The organism is Nonomuraea sp. N2-4H (assembly GCF_045291505.1).
Taxonomy (GTDB): domain Bacteria; phylum Actinomycetota; class Actinomycetes; order Streptosporangiales; family Streptosporangiaceae; genus Nonomuraea; species Nonomuraea fastidiosa.
This window is the reverse complement of sequence record NZ_CP147987.1, coordinates 147,745-170,588: the sequence shown is the minus strand read 5'-3', so window position 1 is coordinate 170,588 and position 22,844 is coordinate 147,745. Positions and strand designations below refer to the sequence as shown.

Sequence of the window (22,844 nt, the reverse complement as noted above, 5' to 3'; positions counted from 1 at the left end):
CTCATCGGGCAGCGGAAGCAGGCCCGCTCCGGGCGCTTGAAGCGGACCCGCCACCGAGCTGGACCACCTCCGAGCAGCGAGCCGGACCCACCACCGAGCAGCGAGCCGGACCCACCACCATCGGGCCAGACCCACCACCGAGCAGCGAGGGGTCCCACTACCGGGCAAGCGAAAGGGCCGGGGTGACAGGCCCCGGCCCTTTCCACGTGCGCTACTTGCGCTTCTTGATCTCTTCCGTGAGCTGCGGGACCACCTGGTGGAGGTCGCCCACCACGCCGTAGTCGGCCAGCTCGAAGATCGGCGCCTCCGGGTCCTTGTTGATGGCGACGATCGTCTTGGCCGTCTGCATGCCGGCCCGGTGCTGGATGGCGCCGGAGATGCCGGCCGCGATGTAGAGCTGCGGCGAGACGGTCTTGCCCGTCTGGCCCACCTGGAACTGGTGCGGGTACCAGCCGGCGTCGGTGGCGGCGCGGGAGGCGCCGACGGCGGCGCCGAGCGCGTCGGCGAGCTCTTCGATGACGGCGAAGTTCTCGGCGGAGCCGACGCCGCGACCGCCGGAGACGACGATGGCGGCCTCGGTCAGCTCGGGACGGGCGCCCTTCTCCTGCTTGACGCGCTCGACGACGCGGGCGGCCTTGGCGGCGTCGGAGAGTGCGACCGTGACCTCCTCCTCCGCGCCCGCGCCGGCGGACGGGACGGGAGCGGTGGAGTTGGGACGCACGGCGATGATCGGCGTGCCCTTGCGGACCCTGGAGTGCACGTTGATACCGCCACCGAAGATCGACTGGTCGGCGACGAAGCCCTCGCCGACCCCGACGGCGTCGGTGATAACGCCGGAGTCGGTCTTGATGGCCAGCCAGGCGATCTCCTTGCCCTCGGCGGTGGCGGCGATGAGCACGCCGGCCGCCGACTTCTCCGTGACGAGCTTGGCGAGCAGCTCGGCCTTGGGGGCGACGACGTGGTCGACGAGGTCGCCGGAAGCGGCCACGTAGATCTTTTCTGCGCCGTATTCGGCGAGGCGGGCCTTGGCCTCGGGCGTGAAGCCGGGGCCGGCCCAGACGGCGGCGGGCGTGCCGAGGGTGCGGGCTAGGGTCAGCAGTTCGAGCGTGACCTTCTTGACCTCACCGTCGACCTGCTCGACGAGAACGAGAACGTCCGACATATCAGTTAAACCCCCCGTTCTCAGATGAACTTCTTGGATGCCAGGAAGTCGGCCGTCTTCACGCCGCCGTCGCCCTCGTCCTTGACGATCGTGCCGGCCGCGCGCGGCGGGGCGGGGGCGAAGTCGACCACCTCGGACCAGGCGGCACCCAGGCCCACCTGGCCGGGGTCGATGGAGGCGTCGCCGATGGCCAGCGTCTCGACCGGCTTCTTCTTGGCCGCCATGATGCCCTTGAACGACGGGTAGCGAGGCTCGTTGATCTTCTCGACCACGGAGACCACGGCGGGCAGCGTGGCCTCGACCCGGTCGTAGCCGTAGTCGGCCAGCCGCTGCACCGTGATGGTGCCGTCCTGGATGTCGACCTTGTTGGCGAGCGTGAGCTGCGGCGCGCCGAGCCGCTCGGCGAGCATGGCGGGCAGCATGCCGGTGCGGGCGTCGGTCGACTCGGAGCCCAGGATGACCAGGTCGAACCCGATCTTCTTGAGCACCTGGGCCATCGCGTACGAGGTGGACAGCGCGTCGGAGCCGTGCAGCGCGTCGTCGCTGAGGTGGACGGCCTTGTCGGCGCCCATGGCCAGGGCCTTGCGGATGGTCTCGGTGGCCTTGGCGGGGCCCATGGTCAGGACGGTGACCTCACCGCCGTGGGCCTCCTTGATCCTCAGCGCCTCCTCGACCGCATACTCGTCAAGCTCGTTGACCACGCCGTCGGCGGCGTCCCGGTCGAGCGTGTTGTCATCGGACCGCAGCTTGCGCTCGGTCGCCGTGTCGGGGACCTGCTTCACGCAGACGACGATGTTCATGGCCGGTGGCCGACCTCCCGTAGTTCGCGTGCGCCTCCGCCTCGTTGCGGCGGCGCCGAATCCATCTGTCCAGACTGCCAGGTGCCCCGGGGGCATCCGACAGAGGGTCTGCCGTGGTTTCGCCGTTATGTTACCCATGGGTAGCTTTCGCGCAAACCGGCACGAAAGCTCTCCCCACCATACCGAACTTTATTCGGTCAGCACCTGTGACATCTCTTACGCCGACAGCAGGAAGACGATCCCGACCACCAGCGCCGTGACCCCGAACAGGGCCAGCGTGAACGTGCTGAACCACGCCGCGAGCCCGAAGCACAGCCCCACCGTCCCCGCCACGGCGACCAGATCGGCGATCATCCGGCCGCGCCGGTAGGGACTCTTCGACAACAGCGCCACGCCCGCGTCGATCACCACGGCCAGCGAGTACGCCGCCAGCAGGAACAGCGACACCTCGGGCAGCGGCTCCCGCGCCGCGGCGGCCAGCAGCGCCACGAACAGCGCCGACCCGGTCAGCCACCACCTGCGCACCTTCTCCCGGTGCCTGGCCCTGGACTCCTCCACCGACCGCCGGTACTGCTCCTTGCCCGGCCGCCACTCCCTGGTGGCCATCTCGTCCTGCTCGGACGCACGGGACCGTGCGGGCATCGGGCGGGGCGAGGGCATCTGGGCGACGGGCTCCACACCGAGCCGGTCGCAGATCTCCGCGGCCGTGGGCCGCTTGGCCGGGTCGGTGGACAGGCACGCGCGTAACAGCGGCTCCAGCCAGTCGGGCACGCCCTCCAGGTCGGGCGGGTGGTGCACGACGCGGTAGGCGACGGCGGAGGCGGGCCCCTGTCCGTACGGCTGCCGCCCGGTGGCCGCGTACGCGAGCGTCGCGCCGAAGGAGAACACGTCGGCCTCCATCCCGGCGGGCCGCCCTTCCAGCACCTCGGGCGCGAGGTAGCCGGGCGTGCCGACGACCGCCCCCGAGGCGGTGACGGACAGCGAGTCGAGCGCGCTGGCGATGCCGAAGTCGATGACGACCGGCTCGCCCTCGGTCACGATCACGTTGGCCGGCTTGAGGTCGCGGTGGATCACGCCCGCCTGGTGCATGGCCTGCAGCGCGTCGGCCAGCCCGGCGGCCAGCCGCCGCAGGTCGGCGACCGGCACGGGCACCGCGCTGAGCGGGCGGCCCTGCACGTAGCGGGTGACGATGTACGGGCGATCGCCTTCGAGTGAGGCGTCGAGCACCTCGGCGATGTGCGCCCCGCCGACCCTGCGCATGGTCTCGACCTCGCGGGCCAGCCGCGCCAGCGCCGCGCTGTCGGCGGCGACGTGGGGGTGCAGGACCTTGACCGCGACCGTGCGCCCCTCGGGGTCAAGCGCCAGGTGCACCTCGCCGAAGCCGCCTGACCCGAGACGGGAGAGAAGCTCGTACGGGCCGAGGTGCTCGCTCATACTTCCTCTCTCCCCCGTGGGACCAGGCGGACACTCAGGACCAGAAGTTCAGGAAGCTCAGCCCCAGACCGTCCATCAGGCTGCCGATCAGGCCCGTGATCAGACCGATGGTGCTCTGCCTCGCGTCGCTGGCGAGGTCGTCGATGACCGACTCGGGCGCCCGCCACGGGTACCAGTCGGTCGGCTGCCCCATCGCGAACATCACCGCGAACAGCGCCGCGGTGCCCACCAGCAGGACCGCGACGAGCGCCGCGCCGGGGCTGCGCAGCATGCCGGTGAGCGAGCGGGTGACGGCCCTGCGCGGCGCGCCGCCGCCGGGCAGCACGAACAGGCCGGCGGCGAAGGCGCCCGCGGCGTACGCGGCCGCCTCGTTGACGGTCATCGACCCGGCCCAATAGAGCACGCCCCAGACGCACACGCCGAACAGCAGCGCGAGCGGCACGTGGACGACCGTGACGAGCGCCGATTTGATCAGCGCCCATGGCGTGCCGACGAGGACGAGCAGCGGGTCGGCGGCGCTGCTGCCGCGTATCTGCCGCCGCTTGACCATGTCGCCGAACAGGTATTCGCCGATGCGCAGCACGAGCGCGAGCGCGACGGCGATGGCGCCCGCCACGACCGGCATCACCACCGACAGCGCCACCAGCGTGACCAGCAGCAGCAGCCCCGTGACCTGGGCACCGAACAGGTAGCGCTTGCGCTCGGCGGGCGGGGTGTACTGCGGCGGCGGCGGGTAGGGCCTGGCCTGCGCCGGGGCGCTCTGCGGCGGCGCGGGGTAGCCGGCCACGCGCTGGTCGGGGCGCGGCGCGGGCGGCCTGGCCGCCGTCGGCGCGGGGATGTAGGGAGGCGGACGCTCTTCACGCCTCGTGGGCGTCAGCGGCGGGCGCTCCTCGCGCCTGGTCGGCGTCGGTGACGGCGCGGGCGGCGGTGCGGGCTCGCCGTACTCGACCGGCGGCAGCAGGTCGGAGAAGGTGTCCATGGTGCGGGTGCGGTCGGTCAGCCGCTTGGTGCCCGTCGGGCCGTCGAAGGACGCCTCGTTGAACGTCGTCACCGACGGGTCGAGCTGGTTGGCCATGCGCAGCAGCTCGGGCGCGGTGGGCCGGGCCGCGGCGTCGACCTGCAGCGCCTTGCTGAGCCAGCCGCGCAGCCAGACCGGCGCCTTGTCGAGCTGCGCCCGCCCTTCCATGATGTTGAAGCAGACCGACTCGAACGTCCCCGTGCCGAACGGCGGCGCCCCCGTGGCGGCGAAGAACACGGTGGAGGCCAGCGCGTGCACGTCGGCCGCCTGGGTGATGTCGGAGTCGCGGATGATCTCGGGGGCGAGGTAGCCGGGCGTGCCGACGAACATGCCGGTCTGGGTCAGCCGGGTGGCGTTGACCAGGTGGGCGATGCCGAAGTCGATGACCAGCGGCTCGCCGTCGACCAGCATGACGTTGGACGGCTTGAAGTCGCGGTGGATCACGTCGGCGGCGTGGATGGCCACGAGCGCCTGGCACAGCCCCTGGGCGAGCCTGATGACCTGGCGGGCCTCCAGCGGCCCCTCGGTCAGGACGGTGTCCTCGAGCGTGCGGCCGGGCGCGAACCGGGTGACGATGTACGGCTGGCCGCCCACCAGCTCGGCGTCGATGACCTCGGCGACGTAAGGGCTGCGCACCCGCCGCATGGTCTCGACCTCGCGGGTGAGCCGGTCGCGCGCCTTGAGGTCGGCGGCGACGTGGGGATGCAGGACTTTGATGGCGACTTCCCGGCCCTCGCCGTCGAGACCGAGGTGGACGACCCCCATGCCACCTTCGCCGATCTTCCTGACCAGGCGGTAGGGCCCGAGGCGTTCTGGTGCTTGGGTGTTCATCGCCACCTTCCCCGCGTCATCCCCCCGAATTCCCCCTCAGTCCTTCCAGTTGCTCCACCACGAAATCGACGTTCAGTGGAGTCCATACCCCAGCCCCCTCTGGCTTGTCCCCGAACGTGCCGTAGGCGAGGATCAGCGAGAGCGCGGCCGCGACCACCAGCACCCCTGCCATCACCATCGCCGCTGTTCTCGAGGGTACGAGCGATGAGAGCGTTCTGCGCATCTGTTTGCCCGGACCTTCGACTCCGGGGCCCGCGCAGAGGGTCCACAGGGCGATGGAGGCGCCCCAGGACAGGGCGTAGTAGGGACTCATGTGGACCACCACGGTGAGCAGCAGCGTCACCGGCAGCCCGAGTATCAGCGCGTAGAGCGTGAGCGCCAGCGTGATGCCCGCCGACTTGGCGAGCACGGCGGGGAAGGCGAGCACCCTGACCACGTCGAGCGCCGCCGCTCCCGCGGCCCTGCGGGCCACGAGCTGCGGCTGCGCCAGGTCGGCCGCGCGCAGCAGGATCACCGCGGGCAGCGCGACGGCCGCCACGATGACGGGCGCGAGCACGGCCGCCACGATCATCAGGACCAGCAGCATGGCCGCGGAGATGCCGTACGCGCGGGAGCGCTGCAGCACCTTGCCCGGCGGCACGCTCGGGACGTACGGCTCCCGCATGGTGCTCGGGTCGGACTGCGGCGGCACATACGGTGGCTGCTGCGCCGGGATGTAGGGCGGCGGCTGCAGCGGCACCGGGTTGGGCCGCGCGTACTCGGGCGGGCCCGCGTTGGGCCTGCTCAGGTCGGGCCGGCTCCCGTGGGGCGCCGCCGCGGCGTGCGGAAAAGGCCCCGCCTGTGGAGGCACGGCGTTGGGCCCGCTCGCGCTCGCAGGCAGGGCGTTGGGCCCGCTGGTGCGCGGGGGCACCGCGTGGGGGCCGCTCGTGGCCGGCGGCGCGACGGGAGGCGGGCCGGGCGGCCCGGCGTGGGGAAGCGCGTTGGGCTGGCTCGTGCCGGACGCCGGCGGCTGCAGCAGCCGCCGGAACTCGGGCGAGTCGGGGCGTACGCGCCGGGTGGGCACGTCGCCCTCACTCGGCGGCGGCACGGGCGGGCTCTGCTGGAAGCCCTGCTGCGGCACGCCCTGGGACGGCGCACCCTGCGGCGGCCCGCTCTGCGATGGCGCGGCGGCGCCCTGCGGCGGCTGGGCGGCCGCCTCGCGCTGGATGCGCCGCAGCTCCTCGGGCGAGACCCGGCGGGTCGGCCACGGGTCGCCCTGGTCGGGCAGCAGCGAGACGTACTGCTGCTCGGGCTGCGACGGCGCGGGCGTGCCCGCCTGGTCCTGGCTCTCGATCAGCCGCTGCGGCGTCACCGGCGGCGTGGAGATGTCGTAGGACGGCTTGTCGGCGACACGCGGCGGGGCCGCCTTGTACGCGTCGGGGTGCGGCACCGTGGAGATCTCCTCGGGCGCGCCGCCCGGCGGCGGCTTGGGCAGCATGCGCGCAGTCTGCTCGGCCAGCTCGGCGGCCTTGGGCCGCTTGGCGGGATCGCGCGAGAACGCGGCCTTGAGCAGCGGCTGCAGCTCGGGCGGCGCGGCGCTGATGTCGGCCTTGCCCGCGGTGATGTTGTAGAAGATCATCTCCAGCGTGCCCTTGCCGAAGGGCGGCTGGCCCGTGCAGGCGTAGAGCATGGTGCCCGCCCACGCGTGGATGTCGACCTCCGGCCCGGCCTCCTGGCCCTCGATGATCTCGGGCGCGAGGTAGCCGGGGGTGCCGATGAACATGCCGGTCTGCGTCAGCCGCGTGGCGTCGACCGCCTGGGCGATGCCGAAGTCGATCAGCACGGGCTCGCCGTCGAGCAGCAGCACGTTGCCGGGCTTGAGGTCGCGGTGGATCACGCCCACCGAGTGGACGGCGGCCAGTGCGGTCGCCACGCCGTGCGCCACCTTGACCAGCGCGGGCAGGTCGAGCGGCCCGTCGTCCTTGACGATCTCGTCGAGCGGCAGGCCGGGGACGTAGCGGGTGACGATGTAGGGGCGATGACCGGTGACGTCGGCGTCGAGGACCTCGGCGATGTACTCGCTGCGCACCCTGCGCATGGTCTCGACCTCGCGCGAGAGCCGCCGCCTGGCGACCTCGTCGCCGGCGACCTCCGCGCGCAGGACCTTGACCGCCACCTGCCGCCCCTGGGGGTCGACAGCGAGGTGGACAACGCCCATCCCGCCTTCACCGAGCCGCCTGAGCAGCCGGTAAGGGCCTAGTCGGTCATCGTTCATGGCATGAAGCACCATACCGGCTTAATCCCCGCCCACGAGATGAACCATGAGGCCACATTCCCACTCGTACAACGTCCACGAAGCCCTCTCCGGTTTCCCAAACGACGGTCTCGAATCGGCCTCGATTTCGTCGTTCAGCCGGCCAGGGTGAGCACCTCTGCCTGCTTCAGCCCGGCCAGCGTGGCACCGGAGACGGCGAGCTTCGACCTGCGCACCCCGCTGCCGATCACGACCCGCGGATGCTCGGCGACCCTGGTGTCCACCAGGATCGGCCACTCTTCGGGCAGGCCGACGGGGGTGATGCCGCCGTACTCCATGCCGGTGAGCTCCACCGCGTCGGCCATCGGAGCGAAGCTGGCCTTGCGGGCGCCGAGATGCCTGCGCACGACGCCGTTGACGTCGACCCGCATCGTCGCGAGCACCATGCAGGCGGCGTAGCGCGTCTCGCCGCCCCGCTTGGCCGCCACCACGACGCAGTTGGCCGACTCGTCCATGCCCACGCCGTAGCGCTCGCAGAACGCGGCCGTGTCGGCCAGCTCGGGGTCGATCTCGGCGACCTCGGCACCCTCCAGCTCGGGCACGGCGCGGGCCACGGGCTCGGCGAGGAGGTCGAGCCGCTCGGTCGCGGGCACCCACTGCAACGTCATCTCCCACTCCTTGGATCGCTTCTCCTGCCGAGCCTATTGCGGCCGTCAGAAGCAGCGTGCGGCGTCACGGCGACTGCAACACGCGCTGGTGCAGCTTGGTGACGACGGCGCGGGCCGACTCCATGGCCCCCGCCTGCCAGGCGATGAGATGGGTGAGCCAGTCGCCCGCGAAGTAGACCCTTCCGGCCGGGCGTTGCAGAAGAGTGAACGACGAATCAAAGGCAGGCCAGCGCACCCAGCCGCCCTCGATGTGCTCCTGCCGGTGCCAGGCGACGGAGGCGCTGGACAGGACGTTCTGTCGGTACTTCTCGCCGTGGATCTTCTTGCCCTGGGTGAGCGCCCTGCGCCTGCGGTCCTCGGGGCTGAGCGCGCCGTACAGCTCGGCCTCGGGGCCGGTGTTGTAGTAGCCGACGAGCAGGCCGCGCTCGGCGTGGTAGTCGTGCGAGGGGTACCAGATGTGGGTGATGTCGAGGTCGGTCTCGGTGACGCCGCCGTAGATGCGGTCCTCGCGCTCCCACCAGCGGGTGGCGTACTCCAGGCCGATCTTGCCGGCGGCGACCGGGGTCGGCTTGGCCAGCGCGCTGGTGACCTGGGGGCCGAGGTTGTGCGGGATCCTCGCGAGGATGTGCGGGGGCAGCGTGGCGATGCAGTAGTCGGCCTTCATCACGCCGCCGGTGTAGGCGACCTCGACGCCGTCGTCCATCGTGGTGATCTTGGTGACCTTGGCGCCGGTCTTGATCCGGTCCGTGCCGACGGCCTTCTGCAGCGCGGTGACGATCGCGTCCATGCCGCCGACGGGCTGGAACATGGGCGTGGCCTGCTCGAAGCCGAAGTCGTTGGTGATCGCCCTGCCGGTGCCCGCGGCCAGCACCTGGCGGAGGGTGCCGGGGCCGTCGAGCGGGGTGCCGGCGCCGACCGCGGGCCACTCGGCGAAGCCGCGCCGGTCGGAGCCGGTGTAGTCGAGCCTGGGTCCGAGGTCGCCGAAGCGCCTCAGAAACTCCAGCAGGCGCTCCTTGTCGTCCCTGGTGAGGGTTCTGTCCAGGGCGCCGGTGTCAGTGGCCTTCGCGAGGAGTTCGGCGACATATCCGTACATGTCGGCGCGGGCGGTGCGGGCCCGCATCGTCTTGCCGTTGACGTGCACGTACGCGGCGGCGTTGGAGTTGACGAACGTCTCGATGGGGACGCCCAGCTCGCGGCAGTAGTCGAGGGTGACCATCCACGGCGCGATACGGCCGGGGCCCGCGTTGAAGTAGACGCCCTCTCCGAACGTCACGTCCTGGGCCGGGCCGTTCAGCTCGGTCACGCGGTCGCCGCCGCGCAGCGTGAGGTTCCTGCCACCGGCCTTGGGCCTGGCCTCCAGCAGCGTGCAGTCGTCGCCGGCCTTGCCCAGCTCGTACGCCGCGGTGAGCCCCGCCACCCCGGCGCCCAGGATCACGACGCTGGCCGACGCTTTGCCGCGCAGCGTGAAGTCGCCCTCGCGCGGCGGCGTGAACTCCTTGTCCTGCCCGGTGGGCGCCAGGCCGAGCGCGCCCATGGCGGCGTACATGGCGCCCGCGCCGCCCGCCGCGCCGATCCCGACGAGCAGGCCGCGCCGGGTGAGCGCGCCGCCCTTACCGGCCCCTTTGCGCGTCTCCTTGACGGCTTCCTTGCCGCCGGTCTCGCCGTCAGCCATAGGGGCCGCTGCCGCACGCGACCTGGCCGCCGATCGTGGCGAAGATCCCGAACAGGGCCATGATCTGCGTGAAGTCGTCGGTGGTGAACTCGGTGTGGCGGGTCCCGGCGAGCTTGACGCCCGGCACGAGCGCGACGGCCGCGGCGATGGCGGTCGAGTTCCACTCCACGCCCAGCGTGTACGGCGGCTCCACGACGTACGGCGTGAAGTCGGTCAACCGGTTCAGCGCCCGCTCGGTGGCCTCACGGATCCTGGCCTGGGCCACGCTCGGCGGCAGCAGCTCGGCCGAGAACTTGTCGATGCCCTTCTTGACCGCCACGGTCTCGACGTCGCCGAGCAGCTCCCGGGCCTCCTCGCCGACCGCCTCGTCCCCGGTCACCAGCACCACGGGCACCCCGTGGAAGCCGGCGCACGCCGCGACCAGGCGGGTCTCGCCGCACAGTTCGCCGTTGAGGTAGACGTTCTGGATCTCCTTGCCCATCCACGTGTGGTTGAGCACGCCGTCGGGCACCCCGGCGCGGGCGTGGTAGCCGACGAAGCAGGCCGCCTGGAACGACCCGTCGAGTCCCTGCGCCATCCGCTGCGCCTTGCCGGGCCCCCTGACCAGGGTCGCCCTGGGGTCGAGCAGGTCGATCCTGAGGTTCTTGGTGGAGCCGTGGGCGTCGTTGACCAGCACGGTGCTCGCCCCGGCCGCGTACGCCCCCTCGATCGCGGCGTTCGCGTCGGCCGTCATCAGCTCGCAGCCGCGCTCGTAGCCGCGCTTGCCGGCGTGCATCTCCTCCGGATCGGTCAGCCCGGTCACGCCCTCCATGTCGACCGACAGATAGACCTTCACGCCGTCGCTCCACTCCCCCAGGTCTCCACCTGGCGCACTTCGGACTCCGTCATCAACCCGACGTTCGCCTCGATGAACGCGGCCGCCTGCGCGCGCCAAGGCTCCGGGATCTCCTCCAGCGCCGGCGGGTAGCAGTGGTCGAGCCAGCGCGTCGTCTCCTCGCTGACGTCGAAGTAGTCGAGCGCGGGGGCGAAGACGGTGTTCTCGATGCCGGGGACGCGGGCCAGGCCGTACTGGATCATCTCCTGGCCGCCGTACGGCGGCTTCTTGAGGTACTTCTTGACCGCGGGATGCTCGGGCTTCATCGGCGTGTTCAGCGGGCGGCGCTCCACGGCGGCCTGGATGAGCTCCTTGTAGAGGCACTTGCCGCAGTTGCGGCAGGGGCCGTCCACGCCGCGCAGGCACCAGCGCACCTGCTCGCGCAGCGGCGAGCCGAGCGCCAGCCGCATCGTGGTCGCCTCGCTGACCCCGCCGACGGGCAGCACGATGTGCACGCCCGCCGCCGCGAATAACCGCCCCCAGCGGCCGTGCGGCGCCCACATGGGGTTGTCGGGGGTGTAGCGCCACAGGTAGCGGCCGCCGCCGAGCCAGCGCGAGCCCATCTCGTAGCCGAACCCCAGGCCGCCGATGTCGAGCGCGTCGGCGAGCAGCAGCGCACCGGCGGCGACCGCGTGGTGCTCGGGGTAGCCGGGGCGCGGCTCGGCGAGGGTGTACTCCAGGTCGGATTCCACCACGGTCAGCTCGCGGCCGGTCTGGGCGGCCAGCTTGGCCAGCACGTCGGAGCGGTAGTGGGGCCAGCGGTTCGGCACGCGCGGATGCGCCACCCGGCGGAAGTGCACGAACGGCGCCTCCGGGTACATCGTCGCGGCCGCCACCGAGTCGGCGCCGCCGCTGTAGGAGATGGCCAGCCGCGACCCGGGACGCCGCCGCTCGGCGCCCACCGGGCCCGCCTCGACGCCCCAGCCGGCGTGCAGCGCCTCGGCCAGCTCGGCGGAGATCGCCCGGTCGAAGGTGACGCGCCTGCGCGTCCACGGGGCGACGACCGTCCAGGCGGCGACGGCGTACAGGTCGGGGTGTGCGTCCTCCGGGACCCCGCGGATCGAGCAGGAGTTGATGGCCAGCTTGATCGGGTACTCGTCGGAGGCCCTGCCGGTGATCTCGTCCTCGGGGTCGAGGCGGAAGCTCAGGTGCGCGGCGCCCGTCCAGGTCACGCGCACGGCTGCTCCTCGGCACGGCCCCGCTCGTCACGGCGCTCGTTCCGGCGCTCGTCTCGGAGCTGATCCTTGAGCTGGTCGATGGCCTGCCAGACGAGGACCTCGTTCTGCAGCACGCCGTCGAGCGCCTTGGCGGTCTCCTGGGCCAGGCGGTGGGTGTCGTCGATCTTCTTTTTGTCGATCACCGGCTGGCGGGCCTTGCGCAGCCGTTCGACCTCCTGCTGGAGGCGCTTGACCTCCTGCTGGAGGGTGGCCATCTCCCGCCGCAGCGTCTGGACCTCCCAGAGCGCGTCCTTGATGTCCTGCCGGTGATCGGCGATCGAGATGTAACGAGAGTCGAACCACGTGCGCACGGCCTTTTTGAGCCGCGCCGGGACCGGGACGCGCTTCATGGAAGGCCACCATAGTGGCAAACGAATCCACCTTTGGACGCCGGTAACCGGATGTTCTGGCTTCTGTTGGATATCCGCCCAGATAGGCCGCGAGAACGCTCAGCGACCGGTGAACTTCGGCTTGGTCCGCTCCGTGAACGCCCGCATGCCGATCTTGGCGTCCTCGGTGGCGAACATCCCCGAGAAGTGCAGCCGCTCGATCTCCAGGCCCGTCTGCAGATCGGTCTCAAGACCGTCGTCGATGGCCCGCTTGGCGGCGCGCAACGCGAAGGACGGCCCGCCGACGAAGGTGGCGGCCCACTCGAGCGCGGCGGTGTAGACCTGCTCGTCCGGCACCACCCGGTCGACCAGCCCGATGGCGAGCGCCTCGGCGGCATCGACGTGGCGGCCCGAGAAGATGAGGTCCTTCGCGCGGGACGGGCCGATCAGCCGGGGCAGGCGCTGGGTGCCGCCCGCGCCGGGGATGAGGCCGAGCTGCACCTCGGGCTGGCCCAGCTTGGCCGACTCGCCCGCCACCCGGAAGTCGGCGCACAGCGCGAGCTCGCAGCCGCCGCCCAGGGCATAGCCGGTGATGGCGGCGATGACCGGCTTGCCGATGCGGGCCACCGCGTTCAGCGCGCCCTGGAGGGTGGCGGAGTGCGCGGCCATGTCGGCGTACGACATGGTGGACATCTCCTTGATGTCGGCCCCGGCGGCGAACACCCGCTCACCGCCGTACAGGATCACCGCCTGCGCCTGCGGATCGGCGTCGATCAGCGTCGCCGCCTCGGCCAGCTCCCGCTGGACCTGGCCGTTGAGCGCGTTCATCTTCGGACGGTCGAGACGGATCGTGGCGATCTGGTCGGCCACTTCGACGCTCACAAACTCACCCATGACCCGAACCTAACAGCCGGAGATCACCTGCCCGCCGCCGCCATGACCTCGTCCACGGACTTCTTGCTGCGCGCGACCCTGACGATCGCGGCGGACAGGCGCGCCAGGTCCGCCCCGGAACCGGCCAGCTCCGCGAGCGGACCCGCCTGGCGCGGCAGGCCCAGCTTGCCCGCACCGTCCAGCACCCGCCGGTCCAGGTGCGGTGCGACCTGCGGCCAGACGGCCTGCACCTCGCGCAGGAAGATGTCGGCGCCCGCCTGCCCGATGCCGGGGAACTCCATCAGCAGCTCCGCCATCCGCCGCTCGTCGCCGCCGGCCTCGTCGCGCAGCCGCCGCAGGTCGCCCTTCCAGCGGTCGATGATCAGTTCGGCGCCGTCGCCGAGCATGGTGGCGGTGCGCTCGTCGTAGCGGCGGTAGTGCCCGCGGCCCAGCGCGTCCACCCGGTCCTGCCAGGTCGCCTTCCGCATGCCCTCGGGCGTGCCGCATCCGGCCGCGAACAGCTCCTTGGCCGCCGCCACCGCCACGTCCGCCGAGATGCGCGCGCTCAGCAGCGTGGCGAGCACCAGAAGCTGGTAGAGCGGTTTGGGGCGGTCGGCGAGCCTGATCCCCGCCTCGCCCGCGTACGTGCTGCCGTAGCGGTCGAGCAGCGCCTCGACGACGGCTCCCGCGGTCTTTGCTCCCATGCCGTCCCCGCTACCCGCGACCCCCGCGCGCATGTGTTTGCCGCTCCCGGGCCGGGGGAGTCGGAGGGTTCCAAGAGGACAAAGGAGCAGCTCGTGCTGACATTGACCGATAACGCCGTGGTCGCCATCCGCGACCTCTTGGTCGGGGAGAACGTGCCCGCCGAGGCGGGCCTGCGCATCGCCCCGAAGGCAGACGAGGCAGGAACGCTGGAGGTCACGCTGGCGAGCATGCCGCACGCCGGTGACCAGGTCGTCGAGAAGGAGGACGTACGGGTGTTCGTCGCCGAGGAGGCCGTGCGGATCCTCGACGACAAGGCGCTGGACGCCCAGCCGGGCAGGCCGGGGCAACCGTCGTTCCGGCTCGACCGGCGCACCTGACCGCACGCGGGCTCGGCGGCGCACCGCCGGGCCCGTCCCCTCACCGCTTCCCTCGCGAAAAGACGGGACACAGCGGATGTTTCGTGTGACGATGACGGCGCGTCCGATTCCAGGGAGTGTCCGATGTGTCACGATCCGCTGCTTCCTTCGCCCGTGGCCGCCGCACTGGCCGACTACCGATCGTTGCGCGACGCGCATGACGTCCGCTGGGGCGAGCCGCCCCTGTCGTACGTGGTCCAGGCGTGGGCCACCCTCTACCTGCGAAACGACCGCGACTTCTGGCCCATGGGCCTGCGGCAGATGGCCGCGCGGCTGCCCGATGTGCCCGAGGAGGAGCTGGAGGACCACCTCGGCGAGGTGGAGCTCGACCGGCTCGTCCGCGACGCCCTCGGCGGCCAGACCCCCATCCACCTGCCCGCGCTGCGGCTCACCCCGGACGGCTGCGCCGTGGCGGCCGAGCCCCGGGTGGTGGTGGACGACCGTCCCTTACGTACGCCGTTGCTGCTGGACTCCAGCCGCGACAAGCCGGTCACGGTCGTCGTGGACGGCACCACGTACGTGGTCGAGCCCGGCGGGGCCAAGGTGGTCGAGGTGGCCGGGCCGGTCAGCGTGGACGGTCAGCCGGTCGATCTCTCGCCGCTGGTCAGACGGGCGCCGGCGGCCAGGCTGCGGCTGCGCGCCGGGTTCCCGTGCCGGTGGAGCGTCACGGGCGGCAACGGGCAGGGCTGGTACCCAGAAGGCGCGCCGCCCAAGCTCGACGGGCTGCGGCGGCCGTTCTTCCACGGCGACGACATCGTGCTCGACGTACCGGCCGAGCCGCTCACCGTGACCGTCACCCGTGGCATGGAGTACGGCACCGCCGAGGCCGTCGTGACCCCGCAGCCGGGCGGCGAGACGCTGGTCGAGCTGACCCCCGAGCGGATCTACGACGCCGCCGCGCGCGGCTGGTACGGCGGCGACATGCACGTCCATCTCAACTGGATGGGCGAGGAACCGGCCGCGCCCGCACTGGCCGCCGCCGCGCAGCACGGCGAGGACCTGCACGTGCTCAACCTCGTCGCGGGCAATGTGGCGAGCGAGCGGGTCTACGACCGGGAGGCGCTCGAGCACTGGGTGGGCGAGGACCTGCCCTGGTCGGACGAACGCCACCTGGCCAGGATCGGCGTCGAGTACCGCAGCGACCTGCTGGGCCACTTCACCGCGTTCGGGCTGCGGCGGACGCCGAGCCGCTACCACACCGGGTTCGCCGGGGCCGTGGACTGGCCGGCCAACGCGGTCGCGCTGGAGGAGCTGCGCTCGCTCGGCGGGCTCACCGGGTACGGGCACCCGTTCCACACCCCGTTCACCGACGACGACCCGCCCGACGTCGTGCTCGACAGGGCGCGCAACTGCTCGGCCAGGGAGATCGTCGCCGACGCGGCACTCGGCCTGATCGACTCGCTCGACGTGCTCAACCACTCCTCGATCGCCGCGACCGCGGCCGTCTACCGGCGGCTCATCGGCGCGGGCAACCGGCTCGCCGTCACCGCGGGGACCGACGCCGTGCTGTCGTTCTGCCGCCGGGGCACCTCCTCGGGACCGCCCGGCTGGGAACGCGTGTACGCCCGGGTCGATGGGCCGCTGACGGCGCAGTCGTACGCAGAGGCGATCAGGGCCGGGCGGACCTTCGCGACCACCGGGCCGTGGCTGGAGCTCACCGTGGACGGGCATGGGCCGGGTGACCGGCTCGACCTGGCCCCTGGGCAGCGGGTGGAGATCACGGTCGAGTCCATCGGGCCCGAGGTCGACACGCTGGAGATCCGTACCGCCGACGGCGTGCTCGCCCAAGGGCCGCCGGGACGGCTCGCGGCCACGCTGGAGGTGACGGAGCCGACGTACGTGGTGGCCGTCGCCACCGGCGGGCCGCACCCGCGCACCATGCGTGCCGACGGCGCGCACGCGCACACCAGCCCCGTCTACCTCGACGTCGCGGGGCGCGCGGTGGCCAGGGAGGCCGACGTGCGGTGGTGCCTGGCCTGGCTCGACCGGCTGGCGGAGCTGGTGCGCCGGTTCGGCGTGTTCGACTCCCCCGAGCAGCTCGACGACCACCTGCAGCTGTACGAGCGCGCCGGGGACGTCTACCGCGCCCGCCTCCCCTGAGAACGTCTGCCGCTGAGAACGTCTGCCGCGCCCGCCTCCCCTGAGAACGTCTGCCGCTGAGAACGTCTGCCGCGCCCGCCTCCCCTGAGAACTACGCCTTGCCGGAGAGCCGTTCGACGCCGCGCAGCAGGGCCGAGTGGTCGAGGCCGCCGTCGCCGTTCGCGTCGGCGGCGGCCACGAGCTGCGCCACGAGCGCGCCGAGCGGCAGCACGACGCCGGCCTCGCGGGCGGCCGAGGTGACGATGCCCAGGTCCTTATGGTGCAGCTCGATCCGGAAGCCGGGCTCGAAGGTGCGCTCGACCATGTTCTTCCGCTTCTGCGCGAGCACCGCCGACCCGGCGAGCCCGCCGCCCAGCACCTCCAGCGCGGCCTCCAGGTCCACCCCGTACGCCCGCAGGAACACCACCGCCTCCGCCAGCGCCTCGATGTGGGCGGCGACCATGAGCTGGTTGGCGGCCTTGACGGTCTGCCCGGCCCCGCTCGGCCCGACGTGCACGACGGTCTTGCCCACCACGTCGAAGATCGGCTTGGCCGCCTCGAACGCCTCGGCGTCCCCTCCCACCATGATCGACAGGGTGGCGTTGCGCGCGCCCGCCTCGCCGCCGGAGACCGGGGCGTCGAGGTAGCGCAGGCCCCTGCGCCCCGCCTCCTCGGCCAGCTCGCGCGTGACATCGGGGCGGATGGTGGAGAAGTCGATGATCAGCGTGCCGGGCGCGGCGTGGGCGAAGACGCCGTCGTCGCCTCTCAGCACGTTCTGGACGTCCGGCGAGTCCGGCACCATGATCGCCACGACCTCGGCGCTCGTCACGGCCTGCGCGACCGATTCGGCCACCCGGCCGCCCGCCTCCGCCAGCGGGCGCGCCTTCGCCGGTGTGCGGTTGTAGCCGGTCACGTCATGCCCGGCGTTGACCAGGTGCACGGCCATGGGACTGCCCATGATGCCCAGGCCGATGAAGGCGATGGCGGTCACTGCGATGATCCTCCCGTGTCGGACGCTGTGTCGGACGCTGTGTCGGACGCTGTGTCGGACGGCGCCTTGGACGCTGCGCCGGGGTGGCCGCCGCGCTGCTCCGTGGGCAGCCAGGCGAACGCGCCGGCGGTCTCCGCCCGGTATTCAAGGCCGACGTACCCGTCGTAGCCGGTGGCGTGCAGAGCGTCGAGCCACCGCTGCAACGGCAGCTCCCCGGTGCCCGGCGCGCCCCTGCCCGGCGCGTCGGCGATCTGGACGTGCGCGATGCGGCCCGCGTACCGGTCGATGGCCGCCGGCACGTCGTCGCCGTTCACGGCCAGGTGGTAGAAGTCGGCGAGCAGGCCCGCGTTCCGCACCCCGGCCAGCCGGTCGAGCACGGCCACCGCGTGGGCGGCGGTCAGCAGCGGGTAGCGGGGCGCGCCGCTGACCGGTTCGAGCAGCACGGTGCCGGGCACTCCTGCGGCGCAGGCGGTCAGCGTCTCCAGTGCGAGCTCGTCCTGCTCCTCCGGGGCGACGCCGTCGATGCGGTTGCCGTACAGGGCGTTGAACGCGCGGCAGCCCAGCCGCTCGCCGATGGCGGCCACGACCGGGATGTTGTCGAGCAGCTCCTTCGTACGGCCCGGCCACGACACCAGGCCGCGGTCTCCTGCCGCCATGTCACCGGCGAAGAAGTTGAGCCCGGTCAGGCGTACGCCCGCGTCCTCGATCGCGCGGGCGAACGCCTCCACCTCGCGATCCTCCGGCACCGCCACCGGCCACGGCCACCAGAACTCCACCGCGCCGAACCCGTCGGCGGCCGCCGCGTGTGGTCGCTCCAGCAGCGGCAGGTCGGTATAGAGGAGAGAGCAGTTGACGGTCCACCTGGTCACGCACGAGCCTCTTCCGGTCGGGCGGGCCTCCCGTCGGGGGCCCGCGCCCACTCCTGGTCGAGATGGCATCGTGGCACACCGTACGCCGCCCGCCCGCCGCGGGGCGGCGCGGCCTCCACCGCACCGGCCGGCACTCAGACCCGCCCCCCTGACCACGCGGCGGATGTTCACATCGGCTCGCCGGCGACGGAAGCGGCCTGACAGCCCCGACATCACCGGCCCGGCGGCGCCGGACGTCGACTGACAGCCCCGACGTCACCGGCTCGCCGGCATCGGGCTGCGGGGCGATAGGCGACGGACGGCGCAGCGGCGACGGGCGAATGCCGGCCCGAGCCGCACAAGGTTGACCTCAAGCTTGCTTGACGTTGCACGCTCGGAAGGCGAACCCGATCCGTCTTCTCTTGGAGCACCCCATGCATGCCGTCGTTCTGCATTCTTTCGGTCCCGCCGAGAACCTGCGTTACGAGGTGGTCCCCGACCCCGAGCCCGGCCCCGGCCAGGTGCGCATCGCCGTGAAGGCGGCCGGTGTGCACTTCATCGAGACCGTCATGCGGTCCGGGGCGACCGGAGGGATCATGCCGCCGCTGCCCGAGCTGCCGACGATCTTCGGCGGCGAGGTCGCGGGCCGCGTGGACGCCGTCGGCCCGGACGTGGATCCGTCCTGGATCGGCCGTGACGTGGTGACCTCGGGCGGCCGTCCCGGCGGGTACGCCGAGCTGGCCGTCGCCGACGTGACCGCCCTGCACCCGCTGCCCGAGGGGATGGACCACGTGACGGCCGCCGCGATGATCGTCACCGGCGCCACCACGATGCACTTCCTGGACGTGGCCGCGCTGACCTCCGCCGACGTGGTGCTGGTGACGTCGGCGGCCGGCGGGATCGGGCGGCTGGTCGTCCAGTACGCCCGCCGCATCGGCGCCACCGTGGTCGGCGCGGCGGGCGGGCCCGCCAAGGTGGCCGCCGTCCGCGACCTCGGTGCCGACCTCGCCGTCGACTACAACCAGCCGGGCTGGGACGAGGAGGTCGCCGGGCACCTCGGGGGCCGCAAGGTCACGGCGGTGCTCGACGGGGTGGGCGGCGACAAGGGGCGCGCCGCGTTCGGGCTGCTGGCCGACGGCGGCCGGTACGTCACCATCGGCAACGCCTCCCGTGCGGACTTCTGGCCTGCGGACGAGGAGCTGTACGCGCGCGGTCTCACCGCGACCAGCGCCCTGCAGCTCCTGCACGAGCATCCGGAGAAGAGGCCCGAGTACGAGTCCAGGGCCCTGGCCGCCGCGGCCGATGGCACGCTCGTGCCGGCCGTACAGACCTTCCCGCTGGAGCAGGCCGCCCAGGCCCACGCCGCCCTCGAATCCCGCCGCACCACAGGCAAGGTCGTCCTCGTCCCGTGACGGAGGGACCCGCCGGCCTTCGGTGCGGCGACGCCGGCCGGAGCGCGCCCGGCCCCTGGCGTCCTCGGCCTCACGTCGGCCGAGGCTGAGGTGCGGCCGTCGGCGAGTGCGCTCGGCTCCGAAGCACGGCTCCCCGGGCGAACGCCACTCCGCCCCGGGGCGCGTCAGCCCGGCGGCGAGCGCCTCCCACCCACCACCTCGGCCCGACCGATGCGGCAGCGAACGCATCTCACCCCACCCCAAGAAACGGCCAATGTGGCGACAGGCGCATCTCACCCACCCCGAGGAACAGCCGATGCGACAGCGAACGCATCTCACCCCCCACCCCGAGGGACGGCCGGTGTGGCGGCGAAGAGCATTAAGAGCTGAAAAATATCTTCGCAAAGATCTCGCCTGAGAAGGAAAATGTTGAGACGCTGAGTCGCGATATGCGCCCCCCAGTCCCGAGGAGTGGTTCATGCGCAGACTACTGGCGACCTCGCTGGTCGCCCTGCTGGCCTTAACGCCGGCGAGCCCCGCCCAGGCGGAGGCGCAGGTGCCGGCCGATCGGCAGCAGGCGTTCGCGGCGGCGGCGAAGGAGTTCGGAGTCCCCGAGAGCGTGCTGCTGGGCGTCTCCTACCTGGCGTCCCGGTGGGACGCGCACGCCGGACAGCCGTCCGTCGACGCGGGCTTCGGCCCCATGCACCTGACCGACGCCGCCGCCTTCACCGCAGGCAACCATCATGACGCGGGCAAGGAGGACGCGCGCGGCGACGAGAGCCGTCCGCTGCCCGCCCCCGAGCCCAGGCCCGCACCCGAGGAGCTGCCGGCCTCGCTGCGCACCATGGAGCGGGCCGCGCAGCTGACCGGCGAGAGCCGCGAGCGGCTGCGTACGGACGCCGCCGCCAACATCCGCGGCGGCGCGGCGCTGCTCGCCGACTACCAGAAGTCGCTCGGCGCGCCGCTCAGCGACGACCCCGGCCAGTGGTACGGCGCGGTCGCGAAGTACTCGGGCGCCGAGGAGGCGGGCGCGGCCAAGTTCTTCGCCGACGAGGTCTTCTCGATCATCAAGGAGGGGGCCGAGCGGACGACGGACGACGGCCAGCGGGTCCGCCTGCCCGCCGTGCCGCGCCTGAACGCGATCACGAAGTGGCTGGAGAAGCTCGGCCTGCGCCCGCCGGTGCGTCCTGACGGCATCGAGTGCCCGGCCTCGATCTCGTGCGAGTGGATCCCGGCCGCGTACGAGCAGCTGCCGAACGACGACTACGGCCACTACGACCTGGCGAACCGTCCGGCCAGCCAGAAGGTCGAATACATCATCATCCACGACATGGAGGGATATTTCCTGCCCTCCATCCGCCTCAACCAGGACCCCACCTACGGCGCGAGCTGGCACTACTCCGTCCGCTCCACCGACGGCCACATCGCCCAGCACATCAAGACCAAGGACGTCGCCTGGCAGGCGGGCAACTGGTACATCAACGCCAAGTCCGTCGGCATCGAGCACGAGGGCTTCCTGGCGGAGGGCGGCACCTGGTACACCGAGGCGATGTACCGCTCGTCGGCCCGCCTGGTCCGCTACCTCGCGCTCAGGCACGGCGTGCCGCTCGACCGGGCCCACATCCTCGGCCACGACAACGTCCCCGGCACCCTGCCGTCCACGGTGCAGGGCATGCACGAAGACCCGGGCCCGTTCTGGGACTGGGCGCACTACTTCCAGCTCATGGGCGCGCCGCTGCACGGCCTGGGCGGCCCGCGTTCCGGCGCGGTGATGATCAAGCCGGACTTCGCCACGAACAAGCCGTACTTCTACGGCTGCGACCGGCAGAACCCGGAGGCCGACTGCCCGCCGCTGCCGGCCGGCACCGTGTGGCTGCGCACGGAGCCGCGCGAGGACGCGCCGCTGGTGAAGGACATCGGCAAGCACCCGACCGGCGAGTCCCTCTACAGCGTGTACGACCACAGCGCCCGCGCCAGCACCGGCCAGCGCTTCGCCGTGGCCGAGCGCCGCGGCGACTGGACGGCCATCTGGTACCTGGGTCAGAAGGCGTGGTTCCACAACCCGGCATCGAACCCGACCGCCGTGCCGTCCATGGGCCTGGTGGTCACCCCGAAGCCGGGCAAGGAGACCGTGCCGGTGTACGGCAGGGCCTACCCCGAGCAGGAGGCGTACCCGGAGGGCATCCCGTACCAGGAGGTGACCCCGCTGCAGTACACGTTCTCGGCGGGCGAGAAGTACACGCTCGCGGGCGTGGCGCCGGCGGAGTACTACCGGGCGGTCACCTTCAACCTGGAGGACCACACGGTCGTGCGCGGCAAGACCAAGTACCTGCAGATCCAGTTCGGCCACCGCGTCATGTTCGTCAAGGCTGACGACGTCCGGGTGATGTTCTCCGGGTGAACTCGGTGACGGCGCGCCTGGTGCTTTCGAGCGCCTTTTGAGAGGAGTCGAACGTGCGCTGGGCGACGCCGACGAACAGGCAGTCGACGACGAGGAGCTGGCTGATCCTGCTGGCCAGGGCGCCGGGACGGAACTCCGTCTCGCGCCCGGCCGAGATCAGCACGTGTTCGGCCAGCTCCGCGATCGAGGAGCGGGGGTTGTTGGTGATGGCGACTGTGGTGGCCCCCGCCTCCTTGGCCCGGCTCAGCGGCTCCAGCACGTCGGGGGTCTCGCCGGAGGTGCTGATGCCGATGGCGACGTCACCTTCACGCAGCAGCACGGCGCTGGTCAGCGCAAGGTGGGCGTCCTGGAAGGCGTGGCTGGACAGGCCGATGCGCATCAGCTTCTGTGCGACGTCCTCGGCGACCAGGCCCGAGGCGCTGACGCCGTAGGCGTCGATCCTGCGGGCGCCGACGATGGCGTCGACCACCAGGCCGAGCCGCTCGGAGGTGAGCTGGGCGACGGTGTCGTTGATCGCCTCCGACTCGGCCCGCGCCACCTTGTGGATGACCTCCGACAAAGGGTCGTCGGGGGCGAGGTCGCCGGGCACCAGCCGGTCGGGCTGTGCGGCGGCGGCCGCTAAGGCCAGCCTGAGCTGCGGGTAGCCGGAGAAGCCGAGCAGCCGCGCGGTGCGCACGATCGTGGCCTCGCTGGTGCCGGAGGCGGCGGAGAGCTCGGTGATGGTGCTCCTGGCCACCGTCGCGGGGTCTTCGAGGATGAGGCGGGCGACGGTCTGGGCGGCAGGCGTCAGCGACGGCAGCACACCGCGGACCGTGGCCACCAGAGTGTCGGCCCGCAGGCCGTTCCCGCTGTCGTCCACCCCCTGATTATGCCGTGTTGACCGCATAGTTGGCCGCACGAGG

At 72.1% G+C, this 22,844-nt stretch carries 19 protein-coding genes; 4 read left to right on the top strand and 15 right to left on the bottom strand.

Going from position 1 to position 22,844, the window contains the following annotated elements:
• Positions 1-211: 211 nt before the first annotated feature.
• From WBK31_RS00770 to WBK31_RS00715, 12 genes are all read right to left on the bottom strand, one after another.
• Positions 212-1,162, bottom strand: coding sequence for an electron transfer flavoprotein subunit alpha/FixB family protein (locus WBK31_RS00770; protein ID WP_378785040.1), 951 nt, complete (start codon positions 1,160-1,162; stop codon positions 212-214).
• A 20-nt stretch (positions 1,163-1,182) separates the two neighbouring features.
• Positions 1,183-1,962, bottom strand: coding sequence for an electron transfer flavoprotein subunit beta/FixA family protein (locus tag WBK31_RS00765; protein WP_364059120.1), 780 nt, complete (start codon positions 1,960-1,962; stop codon positions 1,183-1,185).
• 216 nt (positions 1,963-2,178) lie between these two features.
• A complete protein-coding gene (locus WBK31_RS00760) occupies positions 2,179-3,396 on the bottom strand; it encodes a serine/threonine-protein kinase (RefSeq protein ID WP_364059123.1) in 1,218 nt (405 codons plus the stop codon).
• 34 nt (positions 3,397-3,430) lie between these two features.
• On the bottom strand, positions 3,431-5,245 hold the full coding sequence (locus tag WBK31_RS00755; protein WP_406674178.1) for a serine/threonine-protein kinase: 1,815 nt from the start codon (positions 5,243-5,245) through the stop codon (positions 3,431-3,433).
• Between the two features lie 16 nt (positions 5,246-5,261).
• Positions 5,262-7,499 (bottom strand): protein kinase domain-containing protein, encoded by a 2,238-nt coding sequence (locus WBK31_RS00750; RefSeq protein ID WP_406674177.1) that lies wholly within the window; start codon positions 7,497-7,499, stop codon positions 5,262-5,264.
• A gap of 134 nt (positions 7,500-7,633) precedes the next feature.
• Entirely contained in the window at positions 7,634-8,146 is a 513-nt protein-coding gene (locus WBK31_RS00745) for a YbaK/EbsC family protein (RefSeq protein WP_364059132.1), read from the bottom strand.
• A 64-nt stretch (positions 8,147-8,210) separates the two neighbouring features.
• The gene (locus WBK31_RS00740) at positions 8,211-9,818 is read right to left on the bottom strand and encodes a flavin monoamine oxidase family protein (RefSeq protein WP_406674176.1); all 1,608 of its coding nucleotides are present in this window, start codon (positions 9,816-9,818) and stop codon (positions 8,211-8,213) included.
• Positions 9,811-10,653, bottom strand: a complete 843-nt coding sequence (locus tag WBK31_RS00735; protein WP_364059138.1) for a M55 family metallopeptidase — start codon at positions 10,651-10,653, stop codon at positions 9,811-9,813. Before WBK31_RS00735 ends, WBK31_RS00740 begins: the two co-directional genes overlap by 8 nt.
• The gene (locus WBK31_RS00730; RefSeq protein WP_364059142.1) at positions 10,650-11,870 is read right to left on the bottom strand and encodes a DUF6395 domain-containing protein; all 1,221 of its coding nucleotides are present in this window, start codon (positions 11,868-11,870) and stop codon (positions 10,650-10,652) included. Before WBK31_RS00730 ends, WBK31_RS00735 begins: the two co-directional genes overlap by 4 nt.
• Complete coding sequence (locus tag WBK31_RS00725) at positions 11,861-12,259, bottom strand: hypothetical protein (RefSeq protein ID WP_364059145.1); 399 nt, start codon at positions 12,257-12,259, stop codon at positions 11,861-11,863. The genes WBK31_RS00730 and WBK31_RS00725 overlap by 10 nt, the downstream gene beginning before the upstream one ends.
• 99 nt (positions 12,260-12,358) lie before the next feature.
• Positions 12,359-13,132, bottom strand: coding sequence for an enoyl-CoA hydratase-related protein (locus WBK31_RS00720; RefSeq protein WP_364059148.1), 774 nt, complete (start codon positions 13,130-13,132; stop codon positions 12,359-12,361).
• Between the two features lie 23 nt (positions 13,133-13,155).
• The gene (locus WBK31_RS00715; RefSeq protein WP_406674175.1) at positions 13,156-13,815 is read right to left on the bottom strand and encodes an endonuclease; all 660 of its coding nucleotides are present in this window, start codon (positions 13,813-13,815) and stop codon (positions 13,156-13,158) included.
• 93 nt (positions 13,816-13,908) lie between these two features.
• Here WBK31_RS00715 and WBK31_RS00710 point away from each other — a divergent pair, with 93 nt between their 5' ends.
• Positions 13,909-14,193, top strand: coding sequence for a Fe-S cluster assembly protein HesB (locus WBK31_RS00710; RefSeq protein ID WP_364059154.1), 285 nt, complete (start codon positions 13,909-13,911; stop codon positions 14,191-14,193).
• Between the two features lie 123 nt (positions 14,194-14,316).
• On the top strand, positions 14,317-16,332 hold the full coding sequence (locus WBK31_RS00705) for a CehA/McbA family metallohydrolase (RefSeq protein WP_406674174.1): 2,016 nt from the start codon (positions 14,317-14,319) through the stop codon (positions 16,330-16,332).
• Positions 16,333-16,423: 91 nt separating this feature from the next.
• On the opposite strand, the gene WBK31_RS00700 is transcribed toward WBK31_RS00705, so the two are convergent.
• Together WBK31_RS00700 and WBK31_RS00695 are read right to left on the bottom strand one after the other, a co-directional pair.
• The gene (locus WBK31_RS00700) at positions 16,424-17,308 is read right to left on the bottom strand and encodes a 2-hydroxy-3-oxopropionate reductase (RefSeq protein WP_406675434.1); all 885 of its coding nucleotides are present in this window, start codon (positions 17,306-17,308) and stop codon (positions 16,424-16,426) included.
• The gene (locus WBK31_RS00695; RefSeq protein WP_406674173.1) at positions 17,299-18,171 is read right to left on the bottom strand and encodes a hydroxypyruvate isomerase family protein; all 873 of its coding nucleotides are present in this window, start codon (positions 18,169-18,171) and stop codon (positions 17,299-17,301) included. Before WBK31_RS00695 ends, WBK31_RS00700 begins: the two co-directional genes overlap by 10 nt.
• Before the next feature lie 413 nt (positions 18,172-18,584).
• Here WBK31_RS00695 and WBK31_RS00690 point away from each other — a divergent pair, with 413 nt between their 5' ends.
• Both WBK31_RS00690 and WBK31_RS00685 read left to right on the top strand, forming a co-directional pair.
• Positions 18,585-19,562, top strand: coding sequence for a zinc-binding dehydrogenase (locus WBK31_RS00690; RefSeq protein ID WP_364059163.1), 978 nt, complete (start codon positions 18,585-18,587; stop codon positions 19,560-19,562).
• A 457-nt stretch (positions 19,563-20,019) separates the two neighbouring features.
• Complete coding sequence (locus WBK31_RS00685) at positions 20,020-21,942, top strand: N-acetylmuramoyl-L-alanine amidase (protein ID WP_378785050.1); 1,923 nt, start codon at positions 20,020-20,022, stop codon at positions 21,940-21,942.
• Here the strand turns inward: WBK31_RS00685 and WBK31_RS00680 are convergent.
• On the bottom strand, positions 21,905-22,801 hold the full coding sequence (locus tag WBK31_RS00680) for a MurR/RpiR family transcriptional regulator (protein WP_406674172.1): 897 nt from the start codon (positions 22,799-22,801) through the stop codon (positions 21,905-21,907). The genes WBK31_RS00685 and WBK31_RS00680 overlap by 38 nt on opposite strands.
• Between the last annotated feature and the right edge of the window lie 43 nt (positions 22,802-22,844).